We start from the raw sequence: 25,435 nt of genomic DNA on the forward strand, positions 1-25,435 counted from the left end.
TGCAAAGATAACATTTTTTGCTCAAAATATGAAATATCTCAAAAGAAAGTTGTACTTTTGCATTGAAAATTTGAGAAATTTATAGGTTTATGAAGAAACTTTCTTTTTTATCAGTGTTACTGGCGGTCCTTACAGTCGTTTGTTTTACGTCTGTGGGATGCTCTGACAAGAAGCCGGCTCAGGTGCATGATTCTACATCTGTTGATTCTGTTGTCGCAGATACTCAAACTGTTGATTCTACGGAAAAATTGATCGAGGAGACTCCGATGCCTAAGGCTGCAGATGAGCTTTTTGATGATTTCGTCTTTAATTTTGCTGCGAATAGAAAACTGCAGATGAAACGTGTTCATTTCCCATTGCCTGTCTATCACAATGATAAACTCGTAAAATCGATAGGAAAACGGGCTTGGAAAATGGAGCATTTCTTCATGCATCAGGATTATTACACCTTGATTTTTGATAATCAGAAGCAGATGAATCTGGTGAAGGATACTGCTATCGATCATGTAGTCGTAGAAAAGGTGTTCTATGCCAAGAAAAAGGTGCAGCAGTTCCTCTTCAATCGCATCAATGGTGAGTGGATGATGACTTCTATCAATTATAAGCCTATGTACTCCAACATGAATGCCAGTTTCTTGAAGTTCTATGGACATTTTGCAACGGATTCTGCTTTCCAGGCTAAACATCTCCACAATCCTGTGAAATTTGTTGGTCCAGATCCGGATGATGATTTCAGTACCATGAGTGGTGATATTGAACCGGAAACCTGGCCAGCCTTTGCTCCGCAATTGCCTCATGGAATGATATACAATATTATATATGGACAGAAATATGCTGAGAGCAATCAGAAAATCTTTGTGATACGTGGCATTGCAAATGGAATGGAAACAATATTGACTTTCAAGCGTGTTCATGGAAAATGGATGCTTACCAAACTTAATATGTAATACAGAATGAAGGATATTAAAGATTATAGCCTCTTGGCTCACAATACTTTTGGCATAGCTGCTACTTGCCGTCGCTTTCTGGAATATGCTTCTGTAGAGGATGCAAGAAAGGTGGCTGAGATACTTACAGAGCAAGATCAGCCTGTTTTGATTATCGGAAGTGGTAGTAACCTGCTTTTGACGGGTGATTATCCCGCTACGGTCATCCACTCTTCCATCTTGGGAATTCGTGTCATTGATAGGCAGAAACTCCTAAATGAGGGATGGATTACTGCTGCAGATGTAACTGCTGAAAAGACGATGGACTCTCTTGCTTCTCAAGAGGATGAAATCTTCGTAGAGTGCGGAAGCGGCGTTGTCTTTGATGATTTTGTTGCATATTGTGTTGAACATGGTTACTATGGTGCCGAGAATCTGTCGATCATTCCTGGTGAGGTGGGAGCCAGTGCGGTGCAGAACATAGGTGCTTATGGTGTTGAGGCAAAGGATATCATTTATAAGGTAGAGGCTGTTGAACTCTCTACGGGTAAGATTGTAAAATTTGATAATTCCGACTGCGAGTATAGTTATCGCCAGAGTAAATTTAAGAAGGAATGGCGTGATAAGTACTTGATTACCCGTGTGGTATATCGTCTGTCAAAGACCTATACTCCAGACCTTGACTATGGAAATATCCGCAGTTCTTTGGCAGAAAAAGGTATTTCTAATCCTACGGCAAAGCAGTTGCGAGAAGTCATCATAGATATTCGCAATGCAAAATTGCCGGATCCGAAGATTCAGGGCAATGCGGGTAGTTTCTTTATGAATCCTATCGTGGATAAGACAAAGTATGAGGAATTGGTATCGCTTTATCCGAACATGCCTCATTATACGATAGATGCATGTCATGAGAAAATTCCTGCAGGATGGATGATTGATCAGTGTGGATGGAAAGGTAAGAGTCTTGGCCCTGCTGGTGTTCATGATAAGCAGGCGCTGGTCTTGGTAAATCGAGGTGGTGCTAAGGGACAGGATGTGGTCAGGTTGTGTAAGGCTATTCAGGATGATGTCTTTCATAAGTTTGGCATTGAGATTCACCCTGAGGTAAATATTAAATAAAGAGTTGTCTCATGAATAGTAAGCTAAAGATAACTTTATTGGGAACAGGAACATCAAGCGGTGTTCCTGTTTTGGGATGTAATTGTGAGGTATGCAGAAGCCAGAATCCCAAGGATAAGAGGTTTCGCTGTGCAGTATTGGTAGAAACGGATCATACCCGGATACTGATAGATGCAGGTCCTGATATTCGCATGCAACTTCTCCGTGTTCCTTTCCGTAAGTTAGATGGGGTGCTGATTACTCATATCCATTATGATCATGTAGGAGGAATGGATGACTTGCGCGGTTTCTGTAAGTTTGGAGATATTCAGGTTTATGGTGACGGGTTGGTTACTTCCACCTTGCCCCATACCATGCCTTACTGTTTCCCTGCTAATCCAGAACTCCTTTATCCCGGTGCTCCAAAATTATCGCTGCATACCATAGAGCCTCATCGTGAATATACGATAGGGGATATCTCCTACATGCCAATTAGGGTAATGCATGATAAAATGCCTATTTTGGGCTATCGTTTCGGAAAGTTTGCCTATATCACGGATATGAAGTCGATGGATGATGAAGAATATACTTATCTGGATGGGGTAGAGGTACTGGTAATCAATGCGTTGCGTTTTGAGAAGCCTCATCACAGTCATCAGCTGGTAGATGATGCCATCCGTGTGGCAAGGCGCATAGGAGCCAGACAGGTTTATCTTACTCATGTAACTCACCAGATTGGCTTATACGAAAAAGCCAACAGGCGACTGCCTGCTGGCTTCAAGTTTGCTTATGATACTCAAGTGATAGAAATCCATTAAAGCATACCCTTGGAACTTGGCAGTTCGAAGTGGTAGATGTCTCGCTTCACTGCCATTTTCAGTGAGCGGGCCAGCGCTTTGAAGATTCCTTCTATCTTATGGTGTTCATTTTCACCCTCTGCCTTGATGTTGAGATTCATCTTGGCTGCATCGCTTAAGCTTTTGAAGAAATGCTTAAACATCTCTGTAGGCATTTCGCCTACTTTCTCTCTATGAAATTCTGCATCCCATATCAGCCATGGGCGACCTCCGAAATCCAATGCTACCTGGCACAGGCAGTCGTCCATTGGCAGGCAATAGCCATATCTTTCAATTCCTCTTTTATCACCTAATGCCTGAAGGAGACATTCACCGAGGGCTATACCTGTATCTTCGATGGTATGATGCTCATCTACTTCGAGATCTCCCTTGGTATGTATGGTGAGATCCATCATGCCATGCTTGCCTATTTGCTCCAGCATGTGGTCGAAGAAGCCCAATCCTGTTGATATATCACATTTGCCCGAACCATCGAGATTTACCTTGATATAGATGTCTGTTTCCTTGGTGGTGCGCTTCACCTCTGCGATACGGTCACCTGCAAAGAGAATTTCTGCTATCTTGTCCCAATCCATTCCGTCTTTGCCGAGGATGAGGCTCTTGCAACCGAGATTTTCTGCTAATTGTGCATCTGTCTCTCTGTCTCCGATTACATAACTGTTGGCCAGATCATACTCAGGATTATTCATGTATTCTTGCAGCATTCCCGTACCCGGCTTTCTCATAGGTGAATGATCTTCCGGAAAATGTCGGTCGATATGCTGTTTTTCAAAATGGATACCTTCGCTTTCCAAACTCTGGATGATAAAATTGTGAACAGGCCAGAAAGTTTCTTCAGGAAAACTGTCAGTGCCTAAACCATCCTGATTGCTCACCATGATTAACTTGAAATCTGTATGTTGTGCTATGAAAGAGAGATTTCTGAACACGCCCTTAGTAAAGACGAGCTTTGCAAAGCTGTCTATCTGTTCATCCTCTGGTTCTTGAATCAAGGTTCCATCGCGGTCGATGAAAAGCAATTTTGTCTTTTTCATTGAATTCTGTATTATTATGTTGATACTATTTTATGATGCTTTAAAGTGAAAGCAGCTTCATTGGTAGATGAAAGCCTTTTCTTTGGCAAGTGAAAGCAGTTTCATTGGAAGATGAAAGTAGCTTCATTGATTAGTGAAAGAGCCTTCATTTGTATTTTGCAGTTCTTTTTTCTTTTTCTCCAGACTGGTATTTGAACCATAGAGATAGGCATAGGAAATGCCTAACCAACTTGCAACGTATGTCAGGACAAATATCGTGATACTCAAGACAATCAAAAGTAATGGAGTGAAATAAGCAGGGACTCCAAGCGGGTCGCCACCTAAAGCTCCCATTTGAGATGACATCTGTGCCCAACTCATGATGAAGGTTGGTATCAGTACGATACAGGAAATGATGCAGATTATGATCGTTCCCAAGAAACCCATCAGGAAAATGCTGCCCAGGTGTTTGACTCCCTCTTTGTAAGTGCTCCAAGGTTTCAGCTTTTCTTCTTTTTGCTTGAGCATAACATGGGGGATGATATGGGCAAATGGTAAAGCCAAGAGCGCAACGATAACCAATAAGATTACTGCGACAATGCCCGTTACTGCGTAAGTCAGAGTTAAAGTGGAATTTGCTGCCATAGCCTTGGTTGCCATGGCTTGGTAAATAGCAGACGTGCCTCCATATCCGAAACCGATGGCAAAACCACCTATTATTTCGAATATAATATATACGATGGTGAATTTCAGCAAATTCTTCCAGAATGATGTCTTGGTAAGCCATGTCCAGATAGCAGCACTACTGAGACAGAATGCAAACCATGTCATTGCATAAATGATGGTTTGCAGAAGGTATGACGTGATGGGATTTTCTACTCCCCAATCATGCAATCCCTTATTGGGCATTCTGAAATATACGGTAATTGCCATCAGAATAGCATAGATGAGTGTAGCCCACCATGTCTTCTTGATGAGTGAAGTAAAATGGCTTCCGGTGTAATCGTAAGCAGCTTTCATACAGGATGTTATGCTGCGGTTCTTGAATAAAACTTTAGTATCCATGATCTTCTTCGTTTATGAATGTTTCCTCCTTTTAAAAACGTTTTCTTTCTTTATGAGAAGGATATGTCTTGCCTTCTGAATTCTGCACAAGTAATAGCGGTGGCTATCGCCACATTGAGACTGTCTGCAGTGGCTCTTCCTTCCGGGAAGTTGGGAATTAACAAGCGATGGTTGACGAGCTTTGTCAATGCAGGAGAGATACCTTTGCCCTCATTTCCCATGATGATAAAACCGCGGTTCTCTAACTTTTGCTGGTAGATGTTCTCGCCATCCAACAGAGTACCATAAATCGGTGTCTCCTGAGAAAGTGACTCCATCAAAGCCTGCAGGTTTCCATATTCCACTTTTACGCGGGCTATACTACCCATGGTAGCTTGTACTACTTTGGGATTATAGACATCTGCTGTGTCCAGACTGCAGTATATATGTTCGATGCCAAACCAGTCTGCGATTCGTATGATTGTTCCCAGATTTCCCGGGTCTTGGACTCCATCCAGTGCAAGATTGAGGATCGATGTATCTACTTCGGAAAAGCCTGTAGTAGATGTAGGGTGTTCCCTGCCGACCTGTTTGAAAACAGCAAGAACCTGTTGGGGGTGCTGTAAGAAACTCACTTTTTTGAGTTCTTCATCAGTTACTTCAATCACTTCTGTTGAGGCTCCAAAGTGTTTTCCTTTCAGCCATTCTTCTGTAGCAACAAGGATTTCTGCAGGCTGGAGTTCCAGGAGGTCTTCCACCACCTTATGTCCTTCGGCTACAAACACACCTTCTTTATTTCGGTTCTTTTTTAGCTCGAGTGAGTGAATATATTTAATTTTATTCTTGCTAATCATATATGTTATTTTCTATTCTTGTTATGAATCTTGTAATCCCTTTACTATAGGACTTATTTTTGGCAAAGTTACATTAAAAATAGGACATGGCAAAATATTCCTCCTGTTAAAGCCTTAATTTGTTTGAATTTTTATATTTTTTTTTCGTTGGCTCGATTTTTTGTCGTAACTTTGCAGCAATGAAGAGATATAGTTATATTCCGTTTTCAATCCTTTTGTTGACTACAGCTTGCTCTACTGGCAAGTATGTACAAGAGGGTGAGTATATATTAGATAAGGTGGCGGTTGTGTCAGATCAGTCTGATTATAATGCTTCCCCTCTATCTCAGTATGTACGTCAGAAAGAGAAGCCCAAGTTGTTTTCGCTTTTCAGAAATCCTTTCAGTCGCAAGCCTGTCATTTATGATACCTTGCAGGCTCGTCTGTCCTGTCAGGATCTGATGACAGCCATGCAGAATGAAGGATATATGAATGCGGGTGTTTCTCTTTATACTGAGACAAAAGGGAAAAAACTGAAGGCTACCTATCTCCTTCATCCTGGTCAGCCTTTTCTGATAGGAAAGGTAAATTATGACATCCAGGATGAAGGTATCCTGCAGTTGTTGCATCTCGACCAGCCTGATAATCAGCAGATCAAGCCAGGAATGCGTTTTACTGTCGAAACTTTGGATAATGAGCGAAAACGTATTGCCGGTTTATTATCAGATAATGGATACTTCCGTTTCAATAAGGATTTTATTCACTTTGCGGCTGATACAATCATGGGGCGCAAGGATATAGCTCTGACGCTTCAGTTGAGAAAGTACAAGCCAAATAACAATTCTCCAGAAGTTGATCATACTCGTTATCTGATACGTGATGTACTTTTCCAAAGTAATGATAGTGATCGAATCCATCTTCGCAAACAGGTTCTTCTCAATGCGACAGCTATCAAAGAGGGGCGACCTTATGATGCTTCTGCCTTGCAGCGGACATACAATAATTTCGCCCGTCTCCAAGCTGTAAAATATACGAATATTAAATTTGCGGAAGTGCCAGATACCAATTTGCTGGATTGTCATATCCAGATAAGTACCAATAAGCCTTCTACTATCTCTTTCCAGCCGGAAGGTACTAATACTGCTGGTGACTTGGGTGCTGCAGCATCCATTACCTATACCAATCGTAATCTCTTTCATGGGAGTGAGCAATTGAGTATAGAATTCCGTGGTGCTTATGAGGCAATTACCGGTTTGGAAGGTTATCAGGATCAGAACTATACGGAGTTTTCTGTAGAAACAAAATTGGTTTTCCCTCGTTTCCTTGCTCCATTCCTTTCCAAGAGTTTCAGGCGCAGACAGACGGCAAGTTCTGAATGGGCTGTAAGTTGGGATTTCCAGAATCGACCAGAATTTCATCGCAGAGTATTCTCTTCTGCATGGCGTTATCGCTGGAGTGAACCGAAGCATCATCTGAATTACCGCTTTGATTTGTTGGATCTCAATTATGTGTATATGCCTTGGATCTCTTCTACGTTCAAGCGTGATTATCTGGATAATGCGGAAAACAGGAATGCTATCCTGCGTTATAACTACGAGGATATCTTTATCATGAAGACTGGTTTTACTGTCAGTTATACGGATGGCGTAGATGCAGTCAGGGCTAATTTTGAGTCGGCTGGTAATCTGCTGAATGGTGTCTCTAAAGGATTTGGATTTAAAACCAATTCTCAGGGACAACACACTTTGTTTAATATCGCTTATGCGCAGTATGTGAAGTTTGATTTTGATTATACTCATCTGTTCCAGTTTGATAAGCGTAATGCCTTGGCTCTTCATGCTGGTCTGGGAGTTGCTTATCCTTATGGTAATAGCACGGTGCTGCCTTTTGAGAAGCGATATTTCTCAGGTGGTGCCAATTCCGTAAGAGGTTGGAGCGTAAGAGAATTAGGTCCGGGTAAGTTTAAGGGTACTGATGGCCGTATCGATTTTATCAATCAGACGGGTGATGTCAAACTCGACTTAAATGCTGAGTATCGCTCTTCTTTATTCTGGAAATTGCAGGGTGCGCTCTTCATAGATGCAGGTAATATCTGGACGCTCCGCAATTATGCAGAACAGCCAGGTGGCCAATTCAAGTTTACTGAATTCTATAAGCAGATAGCCGCTTCGTACGGTATGGGTCTGAGATTGAACTTTGATTATTTCATCTTGCGATTTGATGTAGGTATGAAAGCTATCAATCCTGCTTATGAATCAGAAAAGGAACATTGGTCTATCATCCATCCAAAGTTGAGCCGTGATTTCGATTTTCACTTTGCAGTAGGTTTGCCTTTCTAAAAAAGGAAGGGCAAACCTATTTTTGTAAGGTAGGTAACTGCTTGAGTTCTACTTTCCATTTGCCATTATGAATAGTCATAGGTAATGTGAACTTCGACTGTTTGATGAGGCGGGCTTCTTTACCGATTGTATCCATTTGGAGGAAATTGGTTATTTCCAGATTGACGGTAGCTGTTACTTCATCTTCATTGAAGTCTATGTCTCCAATTTCAATTTGAGCATCTTCGTTTTTTGCTTTCAGTAGCTCTATGTCAGCTTGGTGTACGTTGCTTGCAGCGTAGCGTAACCAAACCTTTGATTCGGGCGTGCAAAACCTGGCTGCTTTTTCAAAATGCCAATTATAATAGTAGGTAGCGAAGGAATCAATGTCTGCTTTCAGTTGTTCTTCGCTTCCTTTATGTGGCTGGCAACTCATGAGTGACAAAAAACCGAATAAACTTCCGCATACCATGGTGGGAAGTATGGGATATAAGTGTTTTTTTATGTATGTAATTACATTTCTTGCCATAAAACTGATGTTTAAATCTTATTAATTTGCTAAAAATTGCTACAAAGGTACTAAAAAACTTTGTAATATGAGTTTTTTTTGCTAATTTTGCATGAAAATATAATTTAAAATGCTGAGATTTATTTCCTTCGGCAGTGGAAGTAGTGGTAATTGCTACTATCTTTACACTGAGACGGATTCTATATTGATAGATGTAGGTGTCGGATTGAGAAGCTTAAAAAAGCATTTTCATAATTATGGCATGCAGTTTGAGGATATTCATCATATCCTTATCACTCATGATCATGCAGACCATGTTAAGTCTGTGGGAAGTTTGAGTAATGATTTTCATCTACCGGTATATACAACCCGTAAAGTTCACATGGGGATAGAGAGGAATTATTGTGTTCGCAAGAAGATCGTTCCGCAAAATGTCCATGTTATAGAAAAAGGGATTCCTTTTACTCTGGGAGAGTTTAAGGTTACACCATTTGGAGTTCCTCATGATAGTACCGATAATGTGGGCTATTTTGTGGAACAGGGTGGTGTATGCTTCTGTCTGCTTACTGATGTCGGACATATTACAGAAGAAATGCACGAATTCATAGGTCGTGCTAATTATCTGGTAATAGAAGCAAACCATAGTGTTGAAATGTTGTTGCAGGGTAATTATCCTCAATATTTGAAAGATCGTATTCTGGGTCCTAACGGACATCTGAGTAATGATGCTTGTGGAAAGGCACTTGCTGAATATGCAACTTCTAATCTCCGACATGTTTGGCTCTGTCATCTTAGTGAAGAAAACAATCATCCGGAATTGGCACGAAAGACTGTTGAACAAGTTTTGAGAAGTTATGGCATCGTGGCAGGAAAGGATTTCGGTTTGGAAGTGCTGAAACGTAAAACTCCGAGTGAAATCTATAAGTTATTATAATATGTATGCAGAAGGGGGTGTATTAAGCTGTTAATTTTGCTTGATACACCCCCTTTGTTAGAATTATCTGTTGTTGCATGACCTGCAAACAAGAATCTATTTCTTTTCTTCTTTCTGTTTGTTTAGCTTTTTGATGACAGAGTAAGCATCATAAAGACCTAATTCTCCAGCTTTAGACAAATCTTGGATGGCAGTAGCCTTATTGCCTGTTTTTGAACGTGCTATACCTCTATTATAATATGCTTCTGCAAGTTTGTTATCTATTTTGATAGCCATTGTATAATCATCAATGGCCTTAGATAATTCCTTGCGGTTAGCATGCAGATTTCCTCTATTATAATAAATGTATGCATTATTGTTCTTGCTCAGACGGATTGCATCACTGAAATCTGCTTCTGCAGAATGGATGTTGATGATAGGCTGTCCTTCTGAAACATTGAATTCGTCCATTTCTGTCTGACAAACGGCTCTTTGCCAATATGCTAATGCGTTGGTGTCGTCCAACTTGATGTATTCTGTGAAATCACTGATGGCTGCCTCAAAGTCACGCAATACGGCATTGGCAACAGCCCTGTGAATCAGAAGTTCCTTCTTTCTTTCGTCATCTTTTGCTACGCTTAATTCTGCCGATAGTTTATCAATCAGCGAGAATATTTTCATAGAGCCGTTCTCGTCCAGTTGTTCCTTGTTGCAAACGATGTAGAGCTTTGTGTCCTTGTTTTGTTTGTTCTGGATATTGAGTTGCTCTACGTCCCTGTCGAATGCCTGTACACCCGTAATATTTTGTGTACTTGGGAAATAACTGATTCTGTACATTGGGAGATAAGCAGTCTCCACCAATCTGTTTTGAATGCGTCCGCGATACTCACTCTTGTATTCGTGCTCGTATTTTGGTTCGTCTTCTACTACAAGGCTTGCAAACTTATTCGGATCAATTTCTGAGCGTTTACGTATTTCTTTCTTGGTCTTGGAGCTCCATCTCGGTTGTATTCCCAGATGTTTGTTCATTTGTGCTTTGAATATGCGGAATTCGTCAAGCTCCGCCTTGTTTGTCATGCCAAGTCGTCTGTAACAGTTGGCACGATAGGAGAGCCCTGTCCAGAAATTAGGAAATTGATTGATTACCGTTGTAAAGTCACGGATGGCTGCACGGAGATTTCCTGTTTTCTCATGCAGGAGCGCACGGTTGAAAATCGCCATGAAATTTTGTGGCTCCATCTTGATGACGAAGTCAAAGTCGGAGATAGCTCTGTTATCGTCTCCCAGTTGTACACGCATTAGACCACGGTTGTAGTGTGCGAGAAAATTATTCGGATCCAAATCCAGTGCATTATCATAATCGCTCATAGCTCCTCTTAGATTATTGAGGTTGATACGAGCCAAGGCCCTATTGATATAGTTGTTTACATTGTTTGGCTTGAAATGAAAAGACTTGGTGAGAGCCTCATCGGCAATGCTCCATTCTTTTCTTGCGAGAGCCATGTAGGCACGTGTGGTCCATGTATCTCCATCGTATGGATTGAGTTCAAGACTTTTATCCAGCCATTTTTCGGCACTTATGGTATCTTTTTTCTGGAGATACACTTCTGCCTTGAGGGAATATGCATTGGAAAAGTCATGCCACTGCTTGATGATAGAATCAAGTTGTACCAGAGCAGGATCGTATTTCTTGTCCTGCATCAGACAGAGGGCACGATTGAACCAATAGTTGCGATTTCTGGGTTCAATCTTGATGGCAGAATTGTAATCCTGGATAGCCTCATCATATTTGCTCTGTCTGATACGGCAAATAGCACGTAGGTCATAGATATCATTGATATATGGGTTGAGATGCAATGCTTCTGTAGCATCGCTCTCAGCACCCGTATAGTCATCGAGGCTGAATTTAGCCACGCTGCGATAATACCATGGTTCATAGAGATATGGCTTGGCGCCGATTGCCAAATTAAAGTATTTGATAGACAAAACATAGTCTTCGTAATACAGAGCACTTCTGCCTGCAGTAATGAGGCGATCTACTCGATATTGCGCAGCAACCGGTGCTATAGACAATGCAAGGAAAGCTATAGCCAAGAATCTCTTTTTGTTCATACTGAATGTATAAATAGAACTAAAACCTATTGAAAATGCTTTTTCGCTGATTAGCGACGAATTTTAGTGCGATAAGCACAGCGGAATTTGCCCTTGATGATGTTTTTAAGTTTACCGGCAATCATGTTTTTGCGTAGAGGTGAAATGCGATCTACAAACATGGTGCCCTCCAGGTGGTCAAATTCATGCTGCATAACTCTTGCCAGATAACCTTCCACCCATTCGTCGTGCTCCTGATACTCTTCATCAAGATATTTCACATGGATACGGGTAGGGCGGGTAACTTTTTCTGAGATGCCAGGGATAGACAGGCAGCCTTCTTCCAAAGACTCTGTCTTGCTTTCCTCGTCGCGCTCGATGATGTGAGCATTGATAAATGCTTTTCTGAAACCTTTGTACTCAGGGAAATCCTCGCTAAGTACATCCAAATCGATAACTACAACACGGATGTCGAGACCAATCTGAGGGGCAGCAAGACCTACTCCGTTGCTTGCGTCAAGAGTTTCATACATGTTGGAAATCAGCTGTTTCAGCTCCGGATAATCCGGAGTAATATCTTCAGCCACTTTTCTTAATACAGGCTGACCATATATATAAATAGGTAAAATCATTTTCTGGATTGCAAAAAATCTTGTAAAATAATGGTGGCGCTAATCTCGTCCACCAGTCCTTTGTTTTCTTTTCTTACTTTCTTCTTAACTCCGCCGTCTATCATTGCTCGATGGGCGAGTACAGAAGTGAATCTTTCATCATAGTACTCAATGGGAATCTCCGGGTGAGCCTTTCGCCATCTGTTGAAGAAATTCTCCACACGCGCCAGATTTTCACTGGGTTGTCCGTTGGGCTGCATCGGCTTGCCGATGACAATACGCTCCACCTGTTCTTTTTGTATATAGCCTTCGATGAAGGCAAATAGTTCAGATGTAGCAACAGTGGCCAACCCACCTGCGATAATCTGCAATGGGTCGGTCACTGCCAGTCCGGTACGTTTCTTACCGTAATCTATGGATAAGATGCGCATTATTTCTTAAAGAGCAACCAAGCGTCTGGGTACTTGCTGGCACGGAGCTCGTTACGGCTCTTTACGGCACCAGCTTTATCTACGAATGTGGAAGCAACCACACGATACATATTGCGCTCACTGTTGAATACGATTTGTGCGTCATAGCCAGAGCTCTTCAAGGTGTTGTAGAGACCCTCTGCGTTAGCCTTCAAAGAGAAAGAACCTACAACTACACTGAAATTCTGGAGACCAGAACCTGCAACGAGTGATACATTCTCCTGACGTACTGATGCATTATCTACTTCTGTATTTGTTGATTCGCTAGGAGTAGTTGTCTCCAATGGAGTAACAACTGGTTCTGTTGTTGCAGGCTGCTGTACTTCCTGAGCCTGTGCTTTCTCGTATGCTTTCTTATACATGCTTTCTTTAGACTTACAACTTGCAAGTGCCAAAACAATGCACAAGCCTAAGCTCAAAACTGATAATTTCTTCATAACTTAATGTTTTTATTGTTTAACTTATTTGATTTCTTTGTTGTTGAGTAGTGATATAATCACCAACAGTTGACAATTTGTGTCGCTTTCGTTCTGCGAAAATACAAATAATATTGCAAATACAACAAGAAACCTCGCATAAAGTTTGTTAAAACATGGGTAATACAACACCTTTAAATAAAAATTAAGGAAAAAATCATTGTTTATTGAATTTTATTTAGTACATTTGCAACATAAAGAAGTCATCGGACCATCTTTTAAGGTTAGCCCGTTGATCTCTTGATAACATGTTTAACAATAAAAACTTAGTAATTATGAAAGCATTAGGTTACATTGGAGCTTTCCTCGGCGGTGCAATCGCTGGTTCAGCTTTAGGTTTGATTTTTGCTCCTGAGAAGGGTGAGGATACACGTAGCAAGATTGCTGATGCAGTTGACAATTTCTGCAGCAAGCATAACATCAAACTCAGCAAAAAGGATGTTGATGATTTGGTAGATGACATCAAGGACGCTGCTCCTGAGGTATAATTTATCATGTCTTTTTGAGGACGATAATTTATCATGATGTTTTCTAACGATAAAAATGTAGAAACTATTGGGCAACTTGTTGAAGTGCTCAAACACTATATCGGGCTTCAGACGGAATACGTGAAGCTCGATGTAGTGGATAAAGTAGTACGCTTGCTGACTGCCATAACTGTTACCGTAGTGTTAGTCGGCTTGCTCATGATTGCCCTTATTTATTTGTCTTTTGCCTTGGCTTATGGCTTGGGTGAACTTATTGGAAATGTTTGGGGATTCTGCATCGTTGCGGCTATATACCTATTTATATTAGTGGTATTCATTATATTCCGCCATCAATGGATAGAACGTCCTTTGGTGAAATTCCTTGCAGGTATTTTTATGCAAAAATAATGATAAGATGATGAATCAAGATAATTCTAATCCGACGCAATATAGTTCATTGACAGAAATCCGTTTGCGAAAAGAATTGTTGCAAAAGGATATCGAGGCTGATGATGCAAGAATCAAGGCTTTGTGGAAATCATTATTTTCAAAGCCTGATGCTTTATCCAAGAACGCAAGCCCAAGCAAAAGGATGCAGAGTCTGTTTTCCATCGGTGTTAGTGCATTCGATGGGGCTTTGTTGGCTTGGAAACTCTATAGAAAATTCAAGAAAACATAAAAAAAGGGTCACCGCTGTGACCCATTCCTTGTTAACCTTAAATCTAATACTATGAAAAACACACGTACAAAAATAGTTATTATATCCGAAATAGCAATGGATTTTTATGAAAATCCGTTTATTTATAACCTACTTTAACACTTGTGTGCTTGTACTTAAATAAAATTAAGGCTAAATACCGATACTATAAGCATCAAGCATTTAGCCTTTATCTTGTTGAATTTATGCCGAAAAATTATATGATAACTTCAGCTAATCTTTGTCTTACGTTTAGATTCTTATTACCTGTTTTACTCCCTTTACTGCACTCAGTTTCTTGATGAGTGTTTCGGTCTTTGTAGCATCATCTATCATGACGGTTACATTACCAGAGAAGAGTCCATCCTTGGATGAGATGTTGATACCACGCATCACGAGTTTATCTTCTTTAGAAATGATATTGGTAATGTTGCTGACAATACCTATGTCATCATTTCCGATAATTCGCAGAGTAATGGCATATTTGGAAGTACCTTTTCCGCTCCAGCGGGCTCTTACGATGCGGTAACCGAAACGTCTGCGCAATTCGCGGGCATTTGGACAGTCGGTACGGTGAATCTTGATACCCTTGTTGATGGTTACGAAACCAAAAATCGGATCACCATAGATAGGGTGACAACAATGAGCAAGTTCGAAATCTATACCTTTGAGATTTTCGTCTATAGTAAGCACGTCGTCGCTTTGTTTCACCAGTTCCTCTGTTGGATTTTCGTATTCGAAGTTGGCTGCGCTTTCAGCAGGTCTGGTAGCGTTGGACAAGTTGAGATCGTGGTCACGTTCTGCCACGTATCTGTCGATAACACTATTGACATCCAGTTTTTCTTCTGCTATATCTTTATAGAAATCCGAGTTCTCTTTGTAGCCCATCTTCTTGATGATACGCGCCATCGTACTCTCATCAATATCGATTTTGCGGTTTTTGAATCGTCGCTCGATGAGTTCCTTGGCAAGGAGACCATCCTTCTTCTGGGTTTCCTTGAGGGCGAGTCTGATTTTTGCTTTTGCCTTCGAGGTCTGTACGATATTCAACCATTCTTGTCTTGGCTTTTGATTACTCTGGGTGAGAATCTCAATCTGGTCGCCGGAATGGAGCTCTTGTCTGAAGCTTACGGCCCTTCCGTTGATTTTACCTCCCACGCAGTTGTTGCCAATACGCGAGTGGATATAGTAGGCGAAATCAAGCACTGTGGCACCTTTCGGGAAGTTGAGCAGATCACCCTTCGGGGTAAATACATACACCTCATCTTCCTTCAGATCTGTGGTGAATTGGTCCATCAATTGCAGATCGTCATTGTTCTCCAGCGCACTTCGGATATTGGCAAGCCATTCGTCAATGCCGCCTTCTCCCTGTCTGATACCTTTATAGCGCCAGTGGGCAGCCAGGCCATGCTCGGCGATATCGTCCATACGTTCTGTTCTGATTTGTACTTCCACCCATTTCTTTTCCGGACCCAGTACGGTGGTGTGCAAACTTTCATATCCATTACTCTTAGGTACGGATAACCAGTCGCGCATACGCTTCGGATTAGGCTGATACATGTCCGTGATGATGGCGAACACTTGCCAGCATTGTTTGTATTCCATTTCACGAGGCACATCAAGGATGATTCTGATGGCAAACAGGTCATATACACCTTCAAATCCGCATCCCTGCTTTTTCATTTTCTGCCAGATGGAATGGATGCTCTTTGTTCGTCCCTTCATGTGATATTTCAGTCCAGCTTCATTCAACTTTTCCTGAATAGGTTTGATAAAACGAGCGATATAAGCATCTCGGGATGCTTTTGTGGCATTCAATTTCTCCTTTATTAAATAATAGGCATCATGCTCCAGATACTTCAGACTGAGATCTTCCAGTTCGCTCTTCAGTTTATAGAGACCCAATTTGTGGGCGAGTGGGGCATAGAGGTAACTGGCTTCCTCGCTGACTTCCTTTTTAGCCTCTTCCTGCTTCGTGTCTCTTATCTGTCGCATCACATTCACGCGGTCTGCTATCATGATGAGGATCACACGCATGTCTTCAGAAAACGAGATGAGCAGATTTCTGAAATTCTCGCTTTCTATGATAGGATTTCGTTTGTACAGATCGTGAATGCGGAGCAGACCGCCGATGATGTGCTCCACGTTGTCACCATATTTGCGTTTGATGTCTGCTAAGGTTTGGTATCCGTCGATGACGCTGGTCTGCATCAGTATGGAAATGACACCATCTCGTTTCAGACCAATTTCGTTGACAGCTATTTCTGCAGTCTGGAGTGCATGCAAAATAGGATTCAGTCCAAACACGTCACGTCGTATTTGGTGATTTTCGAAAGCATGGTGGATATCCTCACGCAAATTGGTTTCATCTTCCTGCGTGAAAGTCTCTCCGATGGCATTTCTCAATCTTTCGAGGATGAGCAGGGTTTGCTCCTTCTCTTCGGGTGTAAATGTAAAAACTTCGTTCATTTTTATCCCTCCTTGTTAATATTTTGCTGCAAAGGTACAAAAAATCGCGCAAATATTTCGCTTTTTCAAAAAAAGTTACTATATTTGTGGCATAATCGCATAAAATAACATAAATGTGGTATTATGAATCAGCAAGATCTAAATCAAATCAAGGCTCGTGGCATTAGCGAGCAACAAATTGAACATCAGTTGGAGCAGATCAAGAATGGTTTTCCTTTCTTGAAGCTTGAGGCTGCTGCCGCTATCGGCAAGGGTATCATGGCTCCTACAGATGATGAAGTGAAAAATTATGAGCAGGCTTGGAATGAGTACAAGGCTGAGGGGCACAAAATCGTGAAGTTTGTACCTGCATCCGGTGCAGCCAGTCGTATGTTCAAAAACATGTTTGCTTTCTTGAGCGCTCCTTATGATGTACCTACTACAGACTTTGAGAAGCATTTCTTCGAGAACATCAAGAAGTTTGCTTTCCGTGAGGCTCTCTGTGAGAAATGTCGTGAGAATGAAGGCAAGGGCATCAAGAAACTGATGGGTGAAGGTAACTACAAGGCTGTGGTGGCTAACCTTTTGGAAGCAAAGGGACTCAACTACGGTCAGTTACCTAAGGGCTTATTGCTTTTCCATGAGTATTCTGCGGATGAGGTGCGCACTCCTATGGAGGAACACCTGGTAGAGGCTGCTCTCTATGCAAGTAGCAATGGTGAGGCTAACGTACACTTTACTGTTTCTCATGACCATTTGAAACTTTTCAAGCAGAAGGTGGCAGAGAAGGCTGATTTCTATGCAGAGAAGTTTGGTGTGAAGTACAACATCTCTTTCTCAGAGCAGAAACCAAGCACCGATACGATTGCTGCTAATCCTGATAACACGCCTTTCCGCAATGAGGATGGCAGCTTGCTGTTCCGTCCAGGAGGACATGGCGCTCTGATCCAGAATCTGAATGAAATTGATGCCGACGTTGTCTTTGTGAAGAACATTGATAATGTAGTGCCAGATCGCTTGAAGGCTGACACAGTAACCTATAAACAGGTTATTGCTGGTATTCTGGTTACGCTTCAGAAGAGGGCTTTCAAATACTTGAATTTGCTTGACTCTGGCCTTTATAATCATGAAAAATTGGAGGAGATTATCCGCTTCGTTCAGCGTGATCTCTGTTGTCGCCGTGCAGATATCAAGGAATTGGAGGATGCCGAACTGGTTATTTATTTGCGTAAGAAATTGAACCGCCCTATGCGTGTCTGCGGCGTAGTCAAGAACGTTGGTGAGCCTGGTGGCGGTCCTTTCCTTACTTATAATAATGATGGTACTGTAAGTTTGCAGATTCTTGAGAGTTCTCAGATTGATACAAACAATGAGGAATACATGAAGATGTTTACTCAGGGTACTCACTTCAATCCGGTAGATCTCGTTTGTGCTACAAAGAACTATAAGGGCGAACCATTCAATCTGCCTGATTATGTGGATTCTACTACTGGATTTATTTCAAGCAAGAGTAAGAATGGTAAGGACTTGAAGGCATTGGAGTTGCCTGGTCTGTGGAATGGTGCGATGAGCGATTGGAACACCGTCTTTGTAGAAGTTCCTCTGAGCACTTTCAATCCAGTAAAGACCGTCAACGACTTGTTGCGTGATCAGCATCAGGCTGTCATTGGCGGTGTAAAGCACGAAGGTGGTTGCTGCTGCAAGCACTAATTTGATAGCGCCTATTTATCCTGCACTTACTATTGATTCGTGCTTATATATAATAAGGTGTAGGAAGAAATAGAATACGGCGTAAGAAGACCTCTATAGGTTAATATTGGAAAAAAGTAAAGAAACATAGCAGAGATTCAAAAGTTTTTTGTACCTTTGCAGACTGAAAGCAGCGCTCCGGTCTGTCGCTGGCATTCCTTCATGGGAATGCGGGAGGAAAGTCCGGGCAGCATAGGGCATCCCACTTCCGAAAATAGAAGCTATTGGTGACAGTAGGTGTCGGCAGAAGAAAATAACCGCTTTTACTATCTTGCTCTTTGAGTGGAGTGGTGAGAGTAAGGGTGAGAAGGTGGTGTAAGAGACCACCAGCTGGCGGGTGATCGTCAGGCTGTGTCATCTGGGAGCTGTAAGCTCATGTAAACCGCAGTTTGAGGGCGGCTCGTCCGAAGTCTTCGGACTACTGTGGAGGGTAGAGTGCTTGAACCTAAGGGTGACTTTAGGGCTAGATAAATGGCAGACTCTGTTCTTACTTCTTGTAGGATACAGACAGAACTCGGCTTATAGGGGCACTGCTTTCTTTTTTTACAGAAAAAGAATGAAGGCGAAGGTTTCTCGTGATAAGATACCTTTGCTTTTTTCTTTTGTAATTGTTGTGGTGATTTTTTTGCAGGAATATTCAATATTTAATATAATAAGAAAATGAACTTAAAAGATCCAGAGAAGGAGTTTTTTGATGACTTCGAACATAAGGTGACAGACAAGATAAAGAAGTATGGCGACCGTCCAAACTTCCCAAAGTTGGAGGATTATGGTATCGAGCGGATGGAGTTGGAGGATTACCTCTTCGACAAGCAAGCCATCATGGATATGGGTGGTACTCCTCGCCACAAGATGACTGTTGGAGGTATTATTACTTTGATTCCAATCATCATCTTATCTGCAATGCCAGATAGTGCCTACGTTTATGGCAAGACCTGGACGTCCGTCTTGGCGATTGTCATTGGTTTGATGCTGACCCTCTGTTTTTATGCGGTTCTGAAAGCTATCATCCAAATGAGATTGAGCAAGCATAGAGATTCCAAGTTTGAGACTTACATAAAGGCAGTGCTCTTCTATCAACCTACAGAATAAAATAGGCTGAACCCATTTTTATTGTGGTGTTCAGTATCATATTAGTGGTGCAGATTTCCTGCTAAACAGAGGCATTTGGATGGTAGGTTTTAATGATGCGCTTTATTAGGTTTTAATGATGCGCTTCGTTAGGTGCTAATGATGCGCTTCGTTAGGTTTTAATGATGCGCTTCGTTAGAGGTTAATGAAGCGCTTCGTTAAGTTGCGCTCTTTTTAAAGCAAATTTTTTACGCATAAAAAAAAGAAAGTAGGTCAAAAACGGCCTACTTTCTTTGAGTAATATCTTAAAGTTGATATGATTATACGATACCCTGAGCCATCATAGCCTTAGCTACCTTCAAGAAACCTGCTACGTTAGCACCCTTTACATAGTTAACGTAACCGTCAGCCTCTGTACCATACTTCACACAGTTAGCGTGAATGTCGTTCATGATGTCGTGGAGCTTAGCGTCAACTTCCTCACGAGACCACTTCAAACGCTCTGAGTTCTGGCTCATCTCGAGACCTGATACAGCAACACCACCTGCGTTGGCAGCCTTACCTGGAGCGTAGAGAATCTTAGCATCCTGGAATACCTTGATAGCCTCTGGAGTAGATGGCATGTTAGCACCCTCGCTGACAGCAATCACACCATTAGCGATGAGAGCCTTAGCAGCTTCCTCGTTGATCTCATTCTGAGTAGCTGATGGGAGAGCGATGTCTGCCTTCTCAAACCAAGGCTTTGCACCCTCTACATACTTCACGCCATATTTCTCAGCATACTCCTTGATACGACCGCGCTCTACGTTCTTGAGTTCCATGATGTAGTCGAGCTTCTCGCGATCGATACCATCTGGATCGTAGATGTAACCGTCAGAGTCAGAACATGTCACTGGCTTAGCACCCAACTCGATCAACTTCTCCATTGTATATTGAGCAACGTTACCAGAACCAGATACCAAAACAGTCTTGCCCTTGAGGTCGATGTTCTTTGTAGCGAGCATGTTGCAGAGGAAGTAAACGTTACCGTAACCTGTAGCCTCAGGACGGATACGAGAACCACCGAACTCCTGACCCTTACCAGTCAAGACACCCTGGAACTGGTGAGTCAACTTCTTGTACATACCGAAGAGGTAACCTACCTCACGGCCACCAACACCGATATCACCTGCTGGAACGTCCTCGTCTGGACCCATGTGACGGTAAAGCTCAGTCATGAAAGCCTGGCAGAAACGCATCACTTCGTTGTTGCTCTTACCACGTGGAGAGAAGTCAGAACCACCCTTAGCACCACCCATTGGGAGAGTAGTCAAAGAGTTCTTGAATGTCTGCTCAAAAGCCAAGAACTTCAAGATGCTCAAGTTTACAGACTTGTGATAGCGAATACCTCCCTTGTATGGACCAATCACGTTGTTGTGCTGGATACGGTAACCCATGTTAGTCTGAACGTTACCCTTATCATCTACCCATGATACACGGAATTCGATGACACGGTCTGGAATGCAAAGACGCTCGATGAGGTTTGCTTTCTCAAACTCAGGGTGCTTGTTGTACTCTTCCTCGATGGTACCAAGTACCTGACTAACTGCCTGAATGTATTCAGGCTCATTAGGGAATCTTCTCTGGAGATTCGCAATGACTTCTGATGCTTTCATAATCTTAATCTTTTATTGAGTTTAAAATTTTTATTTTCTTGTTTGCGATTGCAAAGGTAAAGAAAAAGATTGTAATAACAAACAAAAAGAAAGAAAAAATGATGTAAAAGTAGAAAAAAGTCACTTTTTTAACTTTTTGTAAGACGAAAAGGCCTATTTTTGTGTACGTACACCTTATTATATATAGGGAAAGCCTAAATTTATATCTGTAGTGTATCGAATAGGATAGTAGGGTACCACTTTTATTTTTGCGTGGGCAGGGAAAAATTTGCGCCTGCCCACGCAGAAAAAATCCTCGGCGAAAGGAAATTTCCTTCTGCCGAGGATTCTGATGTTTATGATAGGAAGTAAATTGTTACTTCTGTATCGTTATTTTACTTTTTAAAACCATTATTTCTTGATAACCTTCTTGGTCTTTCCGTCAGTGGTCTTCACAATGTAAACATTGCCAGAAGTCATAGAACTTACCTGCTGACCAGCGAGGTTGTAGATGGCGTTGATGCCGTTAGGGAGAGTAACGGTCTGAGGCTTGTTGATGCCGTTTACCAAACCTGGGAAGGTTACTGTACGAGTGACAAATGTTTTTAAGTCATTTGAAGTAACCGTAATTGTTACATATGTTGCTTCATCATCAGCTGTTATCTTCTTGGTTACGTAAGCACCTGCGCCTTCCGCTACAATGGTAAAATCTTCAGGTTTAACTTTCTTGTCGTATTTCTCTATGTTTATGTTTCCAGATTCATCAAAATCAGTCAATTCTTCATTGTTGAAAGAAACTGATTTAAAACCAGCATTATATACAAGTTCTACATCATCTACATAGAGAATGTCTGGATCCTTAGTGTTTTTGCTACCACCTCCAGGTTCTGCGCATGTAGAGATTGTAACAAGAGCAGCCTTAGGGGTTTCCTTATCCTTTGCGTATGTAAATGGAATGGAAATTTCTTGCCAAGCATCTTTTGTATCTGCTATTGTTTTATTCTCTGCACGTGCGATGATATTATCTTTGTAATCATCAACTTCTGGGTCTTGTACGTATTTCCCGTTTGTGAGAATAGCTTTGGCTGATGCTGTAACATAATTACTGTAAGTTTCAACTTTTCCCGACCAATTTTTAGCACTTCTTTCCCCCACATGATACTTTACGCTCATCTTAATAAAGTCTGGCTTATTAGTCAGCACTGCGTAGAATGGATTATTATCAACATCAAGGTCTGTCTTACTAAAATCAAGGAATGAGCAATTTTTTTTGTTTGAAGCAGACATGGCTCCTGCTTGAATGTGCCCCGTTGTAATGGTTCCGTTGGCAGAGACAGAAAGAATGCTTGAGGATTTTATCATGACGGACTTAGTGCCTTCGCTGCTCTCTGGTTTGTCTTCTGATTCCCACGTACGCTGTCCTGCTGCTGTTCCTGCTAACGAGCCTGCAAGGTTACCTTTATAGAAGGAATGCCATCCGATTGGTTCTTTGCTCTTTTCTGAAAATTCTTCGAATCCAGAGTTTGGTAATTGACCCATCTGGTTGGCATCGTTACCTAATTTCACACCCACAATCATGCCTCCTGCAAGTGGAATATTCAAAATTGCATTGAAATTTCCACCTTTGAGTTGACCTTTGAGAAGAATAGGAAGGTCGCCTAAACCAGGACCCATCCAATCTTCAACAGAAGCATCGTCACCCTGAGTGATTTGAATGGTTTGTTGGGTTTCCAAAGCGGTTACGTTTCCGCATTCTGTTGCTTCTACGTTCTCAATATGAATATTTCCAACTCCCATGCCACCCATAGCAAAGTTTTTGAGGTCCATGGTGTATTTGCCATTGTCCTGCTTGGTGACAGATACTGTAACGTCTCCTGCGGGTATATCATCAGAACCACTGATGCTTACAGCCAGAGGACAAGTGTAATTTTCGGCAGATGCAGACATCAGTGCAAGTGCCAATGCTACTGAAGTAAATAATTTCTTCATATTTTCTTTGTTTAAATTAAGTTTTTATTTCAATTGATAAATCAAACCGATAGTTCCGTAGATAGGGTATAATGATTGATCTAATACTGTAAAGTTTTTCTTGAAGATTTCAGAAAGACCCCATGTCAGACCAGCATAACCTCCCCATCGTTTTGAAAAGTACCAATCAGCACCTACGTCTATACCGAATTGCCAGTTGCGCATATCTCCAGAAAAATCGTATTCCCCACGTTCGCCATCTGTGTTACCAAGTTCAACTTTCATTCCCGTTGGATCACCTTGACGCAAATAGCCATCATAGGCATATCCGTCAAATTTATGTGAGGTGACATAAGAGAAATATGGACCTAACTTGATTCTTACCTTTTCAGATATATCATAGGTTGCTTGTATTGGTATTGTTGCCAAACTTTGATCTACTTTAGTGACTACATTTCCAGTGAACATACCTTCCAATTCTCTGTCGCCACATTTCATTTTCATGTGGTAATTCTTAACGCCAGCATCTGTTTTCATGCCTTTATTTTCAAAGTGGAGACCAAACATGATTCCCCAACTGTCATTGAAAGGGTGGAAAGCGTCGAAACCTAATATAAAATTAGGACGAACAGAATAGCTATGAAGGGTGCGAATAGTAGCAGGCATTCCTATAGGAGCTGTTCCTCCCAAATTGTAGCCACCTCTTACGTAGTAACTGTAGTTTCTTAGGAGACTGTTACTTTTTACCTCTCCGTATTGATTCGTCCAACCAAAAGTTGGCGTATTTGCTGCTGTAAAGAGCAGAATTGATAATATTGAAATTTTGTTCATCTTATTCATCTCCCTTTTCACATGTTATACGGAATTTATCAACATATAAGGTGCTGCCTATGGCTCCCATGAATGATGCTCCATCCACACTGGATGAACATACAATAGCTAAACTATAGCCCATGTTCTTGAGTTTCTCCATGTCGATTTCCTTTCTTTTTTCAAACTCTAAGTCAAAATGAGTCCATTCTGGTGTGTTATCAATGTCTGGCACCTTTGCAATGGCTACTATTTGTTCACTTGTTTGTACGTTGCTTCCATCAAGAAAGATAGCTTCTCCTTCCGCATTATGATTGTCGTAAAGTACAGCATAGATGGTACCATAATCCAATTTGCCCTCTACAACATTCTTCTTTTTGTCGGTAAATTTATTACCTCTTTGGTATTTGTAATAGCCGCTGAATCTGATTGGCAAGAAACTGACAGGAATACCAAATTGAGTAGTTTTCATTGCATCCTTCATGGCTTGAGATGCGTCGAACTTACCTAAGAATAAGTTGCCTGCTGCAATAGGCATTTTGTACATCATTCCGAATGCACCAGTGTCGCTTGTCGTTAGTTTAACGCAAGCAGTACCATCCAGTGTGCCTTCTGAACCTGCAGGAATAGGAACTGTAGGGTAGGTGTTTGGTTTGGCTGTGTTTCCTACGCTTAAGTTGTATCCAGGATTACCTGTTGCCCAATTGTTGGCTCTTGTTCCGTCATCGTTTTTGTCGCTCCATACATAATATTTATTCACAGGTTTAACCTCATTGAGGAAATACTCCTCAAAGTCATATTTCATTTCTTCGTAAAAAACAGGTGGAAATGAAAATGATACGGAATAAGAACGATTCCATTCTCCATCCTGCGAAGTAACCTTATATATAATAGGACCATTAGTAAAATCATGTACAGAACCATTTTCGGGTGTAATCTTTGCACCTTCAGTTAGTCTGAATAATGGTGCCATATTACTTATGTCTGTATGTCTTTTTACGTTGAAAGTTATGTCTTGTTCGTTGGAGAGAACCTTTACGATAGTGTCTGTGTAATTAGCGAACATTTCCAACGGATTATCCACATGAATATATGCCTGCTCAATATCGCACTCTGCGTTAAGAGGCTCATCCTTGAAACAAGAGGTGAGGGTAGCGCTGCCAATCATAGCAGCGGCCATCAATTTAAAATATTTCATAAACTATTAATATAATCTTTTTACCGGGTGCAAAGTTACGACGAAAACTTGTAACTTCCAAATGTTTTTCCCTTAAAATGCATATTTGTTCTCTTTTTGGCATAAAAAAAAGGCAAAGTGGAAATTTAGTGGGGATAAGCAGGGCCATCAATGTTGCCATAAGTGGGATGGTTTTAAGGGCTACATAACCAACCCAGTGTCTTGTCCTAGAAAAAGTTGACACAGTATAAATCAA

Annotated in this window: 24 protein-coding genes and 1 other RNA gene; 11 read left to right on the plus strand and 14 right to left on the minus strand. The window is 41.4% G+C overall.

What is annotated here, in order from left to right; all coding sequences use genetic code 11:
• The first annotated feature begins 89 nt into the window (after positions 1-89).
• Genes DW917_RS09640 through DW917_RS09650 form a run of 3 tightly spaced genes read left to right on the plus strand, consistent with a single transcriptional unit; the run spans position 90 to position 2,842 of the window.
• Positions 90-947: a DUF4348 domain-containing protein gene (locus DW917_RS09640; protein WP_118118199.1), complete on the plus strand. Its 858-nt coding sequence runs from the start codon at positions 90-92 to the stop codon at positions 945-947.
• Between the two features lie 6 nt (positions 948-953).
• Positions 954-2,045, plus strand: coding sequence for a UDP-N-acetylmuramate dehydrogenase (murB, locus tag DW917_RS09645; protein WP_118118202.1), 1,092 nt, complete (start codon positions 954-956; stop codon positions 2,043-2,045).
• A gap of 11 nt (positions 2,046-2,056) precedes the next feature.
• The gene (locus DW917_RS09650; protein WP_118118205.1) at positions 2,057-2,842 is read left to right on the plus strand and encodes an MBL fold metallo-hydrolase; all 786 of its coding nucleotides are present in this window, start codon (positions 2,057-2,059) and stop codon (positions 2,840-2,842) included.
• Here DW917_RS09650 and hisB read toward each other — a convergent pair.
• From hisB to DW917_RS09665, 3 genes are all read right to left on the minus strand, one after another.
• A complete protein-coding gene (gene hisB / locus DW917_RS09655) occupies positions 2,839-3,915 on the minus strand; it encodes a bifunctional histidinol-phosphatase/imidazoleglycerol-phosphate dehydratase HisB (protein ID WP_118118207.1) in 1,077 nt (358 codons plus the stop codon). The two genes, DW917_RS09650 and hisB, sit on opposite strands and share 4 nt — an antisense overlap.
• Positions 3,916-4,038: 123 nt before the next feature.
• Entirely contained in the window at positions 4,039-4,959 is a 921-nt protein-coding gene (locus DW917_RS09660; RefSeq protein WP_118118209.1) for a hypothetical protein, read from the minus strand.
• 50 nt (positions 4,960-5,009) lie between these two features.
• Positions 5,010-5,792 (minus strand): RNA methyltransferase, encoded by a 783-nt coding sequence (locus DW917_RS09665; RefSeq protein ID WP_118118211.1) that lies wholly within the window; start codon positions 5,790-5,792, stop codon positions 5,010-5,012.
• 179 nt (positions 5,793-5,971) lie between these two features.
• On the opposite strand from DW917_RS09665, the gene DW917_RS09670 reads away from it, so the two are divergent.
• The gene (locus DW917_RS09670) at positions 5,972-8,110 is read left to right on the plus strand and encodes a BamA/TamA family outer membrane protein (RefSeq protein ID WP_118118213.1); all 2,139 of its coding nucleotides are present in this window, start codon (positions 5,972-5,974) and stop codon (positions 8,108-8,110) included.
• A gap of 16 nt (positions 8,111-8,126) precedes the next feature.
• Here DW917_RS09670 and DW917_RS09675 read toward each other — a convergent pair whose 3' ends face one another.
• A complete protein-coding gene (locus tag DW917_RS09675) occupies positions 8,127-8,618 on the minus strand; it encodes a hypothetical protein (RefSeq protein WP_233524692.1) in 492 nt (163 codons plus the stop codon).
• 109 nt (positions 8,619-8,727) lie between these two features.
• Between DW917_RS09675 and DW917_RS09680 the strand changes: the two genes are divergently transcribed.
• Positions 8,728-9,531, plus strand: a complete 804-nt coding sequence (locus DW917_RS09680; protein ID WP_118118216.1) for an MBL fold metallo-hydrolase — start codon at positions 8,728-8,730, stop codon at positions 9,529-9,531.
• A 96-nt stretch (positions 9,532-9,627) separates the two neighbouring features.
• Here DW917_RS09680 and DW917_RS09685 read toward each other — a convergent pair whose 3' ends face one another.
• The 4 genes from DW917_RS09685 to DW917_RS09700 are packed head-to-tail and all read right to left on the minus strand — an operon-like array spanning position 9,628 to position 13,119.
• Positions 9,628-11,622 (minus strand): tetratricopeptide repeat protein, encoded by a 1,995-nt coding sequence (locus DW917_RS09685; protein ID WP_118118218.1) that lies wholly within the window; start codon positions 11,620-11,622, stop codon positions 9,628-9,630.
• A gap of 50 nt (positions 11,623-11,672) precedes the next feature.
• Entirely contained in the window at positions 11,673-12,233 is a 561-nt protein-coding gene (gene def / locus DW917_RS09690; protein WP_022111561.1) for a peptide deformylase, read from the minus strand.
• Positions 12,230-12,646, minus strand: a complete 417-nt coding sequence (ruvX, locus tag DW917_RS09695) for a Holliday junction resolvase RuvX (protein WP_187349068.1) — start codon at positions 12,644-12,646, stop codon at positions 12,230-12,232. Before ruvX ends, def begins: the two co-directional genes overlap by 4 nt.
• Entirely contained in the window at positions 12,643-13,119 is a 477-nt protein-coding gene (locus tag DW917_RS09700) for an SPOR domain-containing protein (RefSeq protein WP_118118220.1), read from the minus strand. The genes ruvX and DW917_RS09700 overlap by 4 nt, the downstream gene beginning before the upstream one ends.
• A gap of 314 nt (positions 13,120-13,433) precedes the next feature.
• Here DW917_RS09700 and DW917_RS09705 point away from each other — a divergent pair, with 314 nt between their 5' ends.
• Genes DW917_RS09705 through DW917_RS09715 form a run of 3 tightly spaced genes read left to right on the plus strand, consistent with a single transcriptional unit; the run spans position 13,434 to position 14,304 of the window.
• Positions 13,434-13,646 carry a YtxH domain-containing protein gene (locus DW917_RS09705; RefSeq protein WP_022111558.1) on the plus strand — a complete coding sequence of 71 codons (213 nt, stop codon included), beginning with the start codon at positions 13,434-13,436 and terminating at the stop codon, positions 13,644-13,646.
• 36 nt (positions 13,647-13,682) lie between these two features.
• On the plus strand, positions 13,683-14,033 hold the full coding sequence (locus tag DW917_RS09710; protein ID WP_118118240.1) for a phage holin family protein: 351 nt from the start codon (positions 13,683-13,685) through the stop codon (positions 14,031-14,033).
• Between the two features lie 7 nt (positions 14,034-14,040).
• Complete coding sequence (locus DW917_RS09715) at positions 14,041-14,304, plus strand: hypothetical protein (RefSeq protein ID WP_199545532.1); 264 nt, start codon at positions 14,041-14,043, stop codon at positions 14,302-14,304.
• A 270-nt stretch (positions 14,305-14,574) separates the two neighbouring features.
• Here the strand turns inward: DW917_RS09715 and DW917_RS09720 are convergent, their stop codons facing one another.
• Positions 14,575-16,791, minus strand: coding sequence for a bifunctional (p)ppGpp synthetase/guanosine-3',5'-bis(diphosphate) 3'-pyrophosphohydrolase (locus DW917_RS09720; protein WP_118118222.1), 2,217 nt, complete (start codon positions 16,789-16,791; stop codon positions 14,575-14,577).
• Between the two features lie 123 nt (positions 16,792-16,914).
• On the opposite strand from DW917_RS09720, the gene DW917_RS09725 reads away from it, so the two are divergent.
• The 3 genes from DW917_RS09725 (at position 16,915) to DW917_RS09735 (ending at position 19,611) form a co-directional block, all read left to right on the plus strand.
• Positions 16,915-18,480, plus strand: coding sequence for a DUF4301 family protein (locus DW917_RS09725; RefSeq protein WP_118118224.1), 1,566 nt, complete (start codon positions 16,915-16,917; stop codon positions 18,478-18,480).
• A gap of 169 nt (positions 18,481-18,649) precedes the next feature.
• Positions 18,650-19,057: RNase P RNA component class A (gene rnpB, locus DW917_RS09730), an RNA gene on the plus strand.
• A gap of 122 nt (positions 19,058-19,179) precedes the next feature.
• Entirely contained in the window at positions 19,180-19,611 is a 432-nt protein-coding gene (locus tag DW917_RS09735) for a hypothetical protein (protein WP_118118226.1), read from the plus strand.
• Positions 19,612-19,910: 299 nt separating this feature from the next.
• Here the strand turns inward: DW917_RS09735 and DW917_RS09740 are convergent, their stop codons facing one another.
• The 5 genes from DW917_RS09740 to DW917_RS17745 all read right to left on the minus strand — a co-directional run.
• Positions 19,911-21,245, minus strand: coding sequence for an NADP-specific glutamate dehydrogenase (locus DW917_RS09740; RefSeq protein ID WP_118118228.1), 1,335 nt, complete (start codon positions 21,243-21,245; stop codon positions 19,911-19,913).
• Positions 21,246-21,635: 390 nt separating this feature from the next.
• The gene (locus tag DW917_RS09745) at positions 21,636-23,213 is read right to left on the minus strand and encodes a calycin-like domain-containing protein (RefSeq protein WP_118118230.1); all 1,578 of its coding nucleotides are present in this window, start codon (positions 23,211-23,213) and stop codon (positions 21,636-21,638) included.
• Between the two features lie 24 nt (positions 23,214-23,237).
• The gene (locus DW917_RS09750; protein WP_233524693.1) at positions 23,238-24,032 is read right to left on the minus strand and encodes a porin family protein; all 795 of its coding nucleotides are present in this window, start codon (positions 24,030-24,032) and stop codon (positions 23,238-23,240) included.
• Positions 24,025-25,200 carry a PCMD domain-containing protein gene (locus DW917_RS09755; RefSeq protein ID WP_118118232.1) on the minus strand — a complete coding sequence of 392 codons (1,176 nt, stop codon included), beginning with the start codon at positions 25,198-25,200 and terminating at the stop codon, positions 24,025-24,027. Before DW917_RS09755 ends, DW917_RS09750 begins: the two co-directional genes overlap by 8 nt.
• A partial coding sequence (locus DW917_RS17745; RefSeq protein ID WP_233524694.1) for a hypothetical protein occupies positions 25,187-25,435 on the minus strand: 249 nt, incomplete at its 5' end. The genes DW917_RS17745 and DW917_RS09755, both read right to left, overlap by 14 nt.

Source organism: Prevotella sp. AM42-24 (assembly GCF_003461825.1).
In the GTDB taxonomy this organism is placed as follows: domain Bacteria; phylum Bacteroidota; class Bacteroidia; order Bacteroidales; family Bacteroidaceae; genus Prevotella; species Prevotella hominis.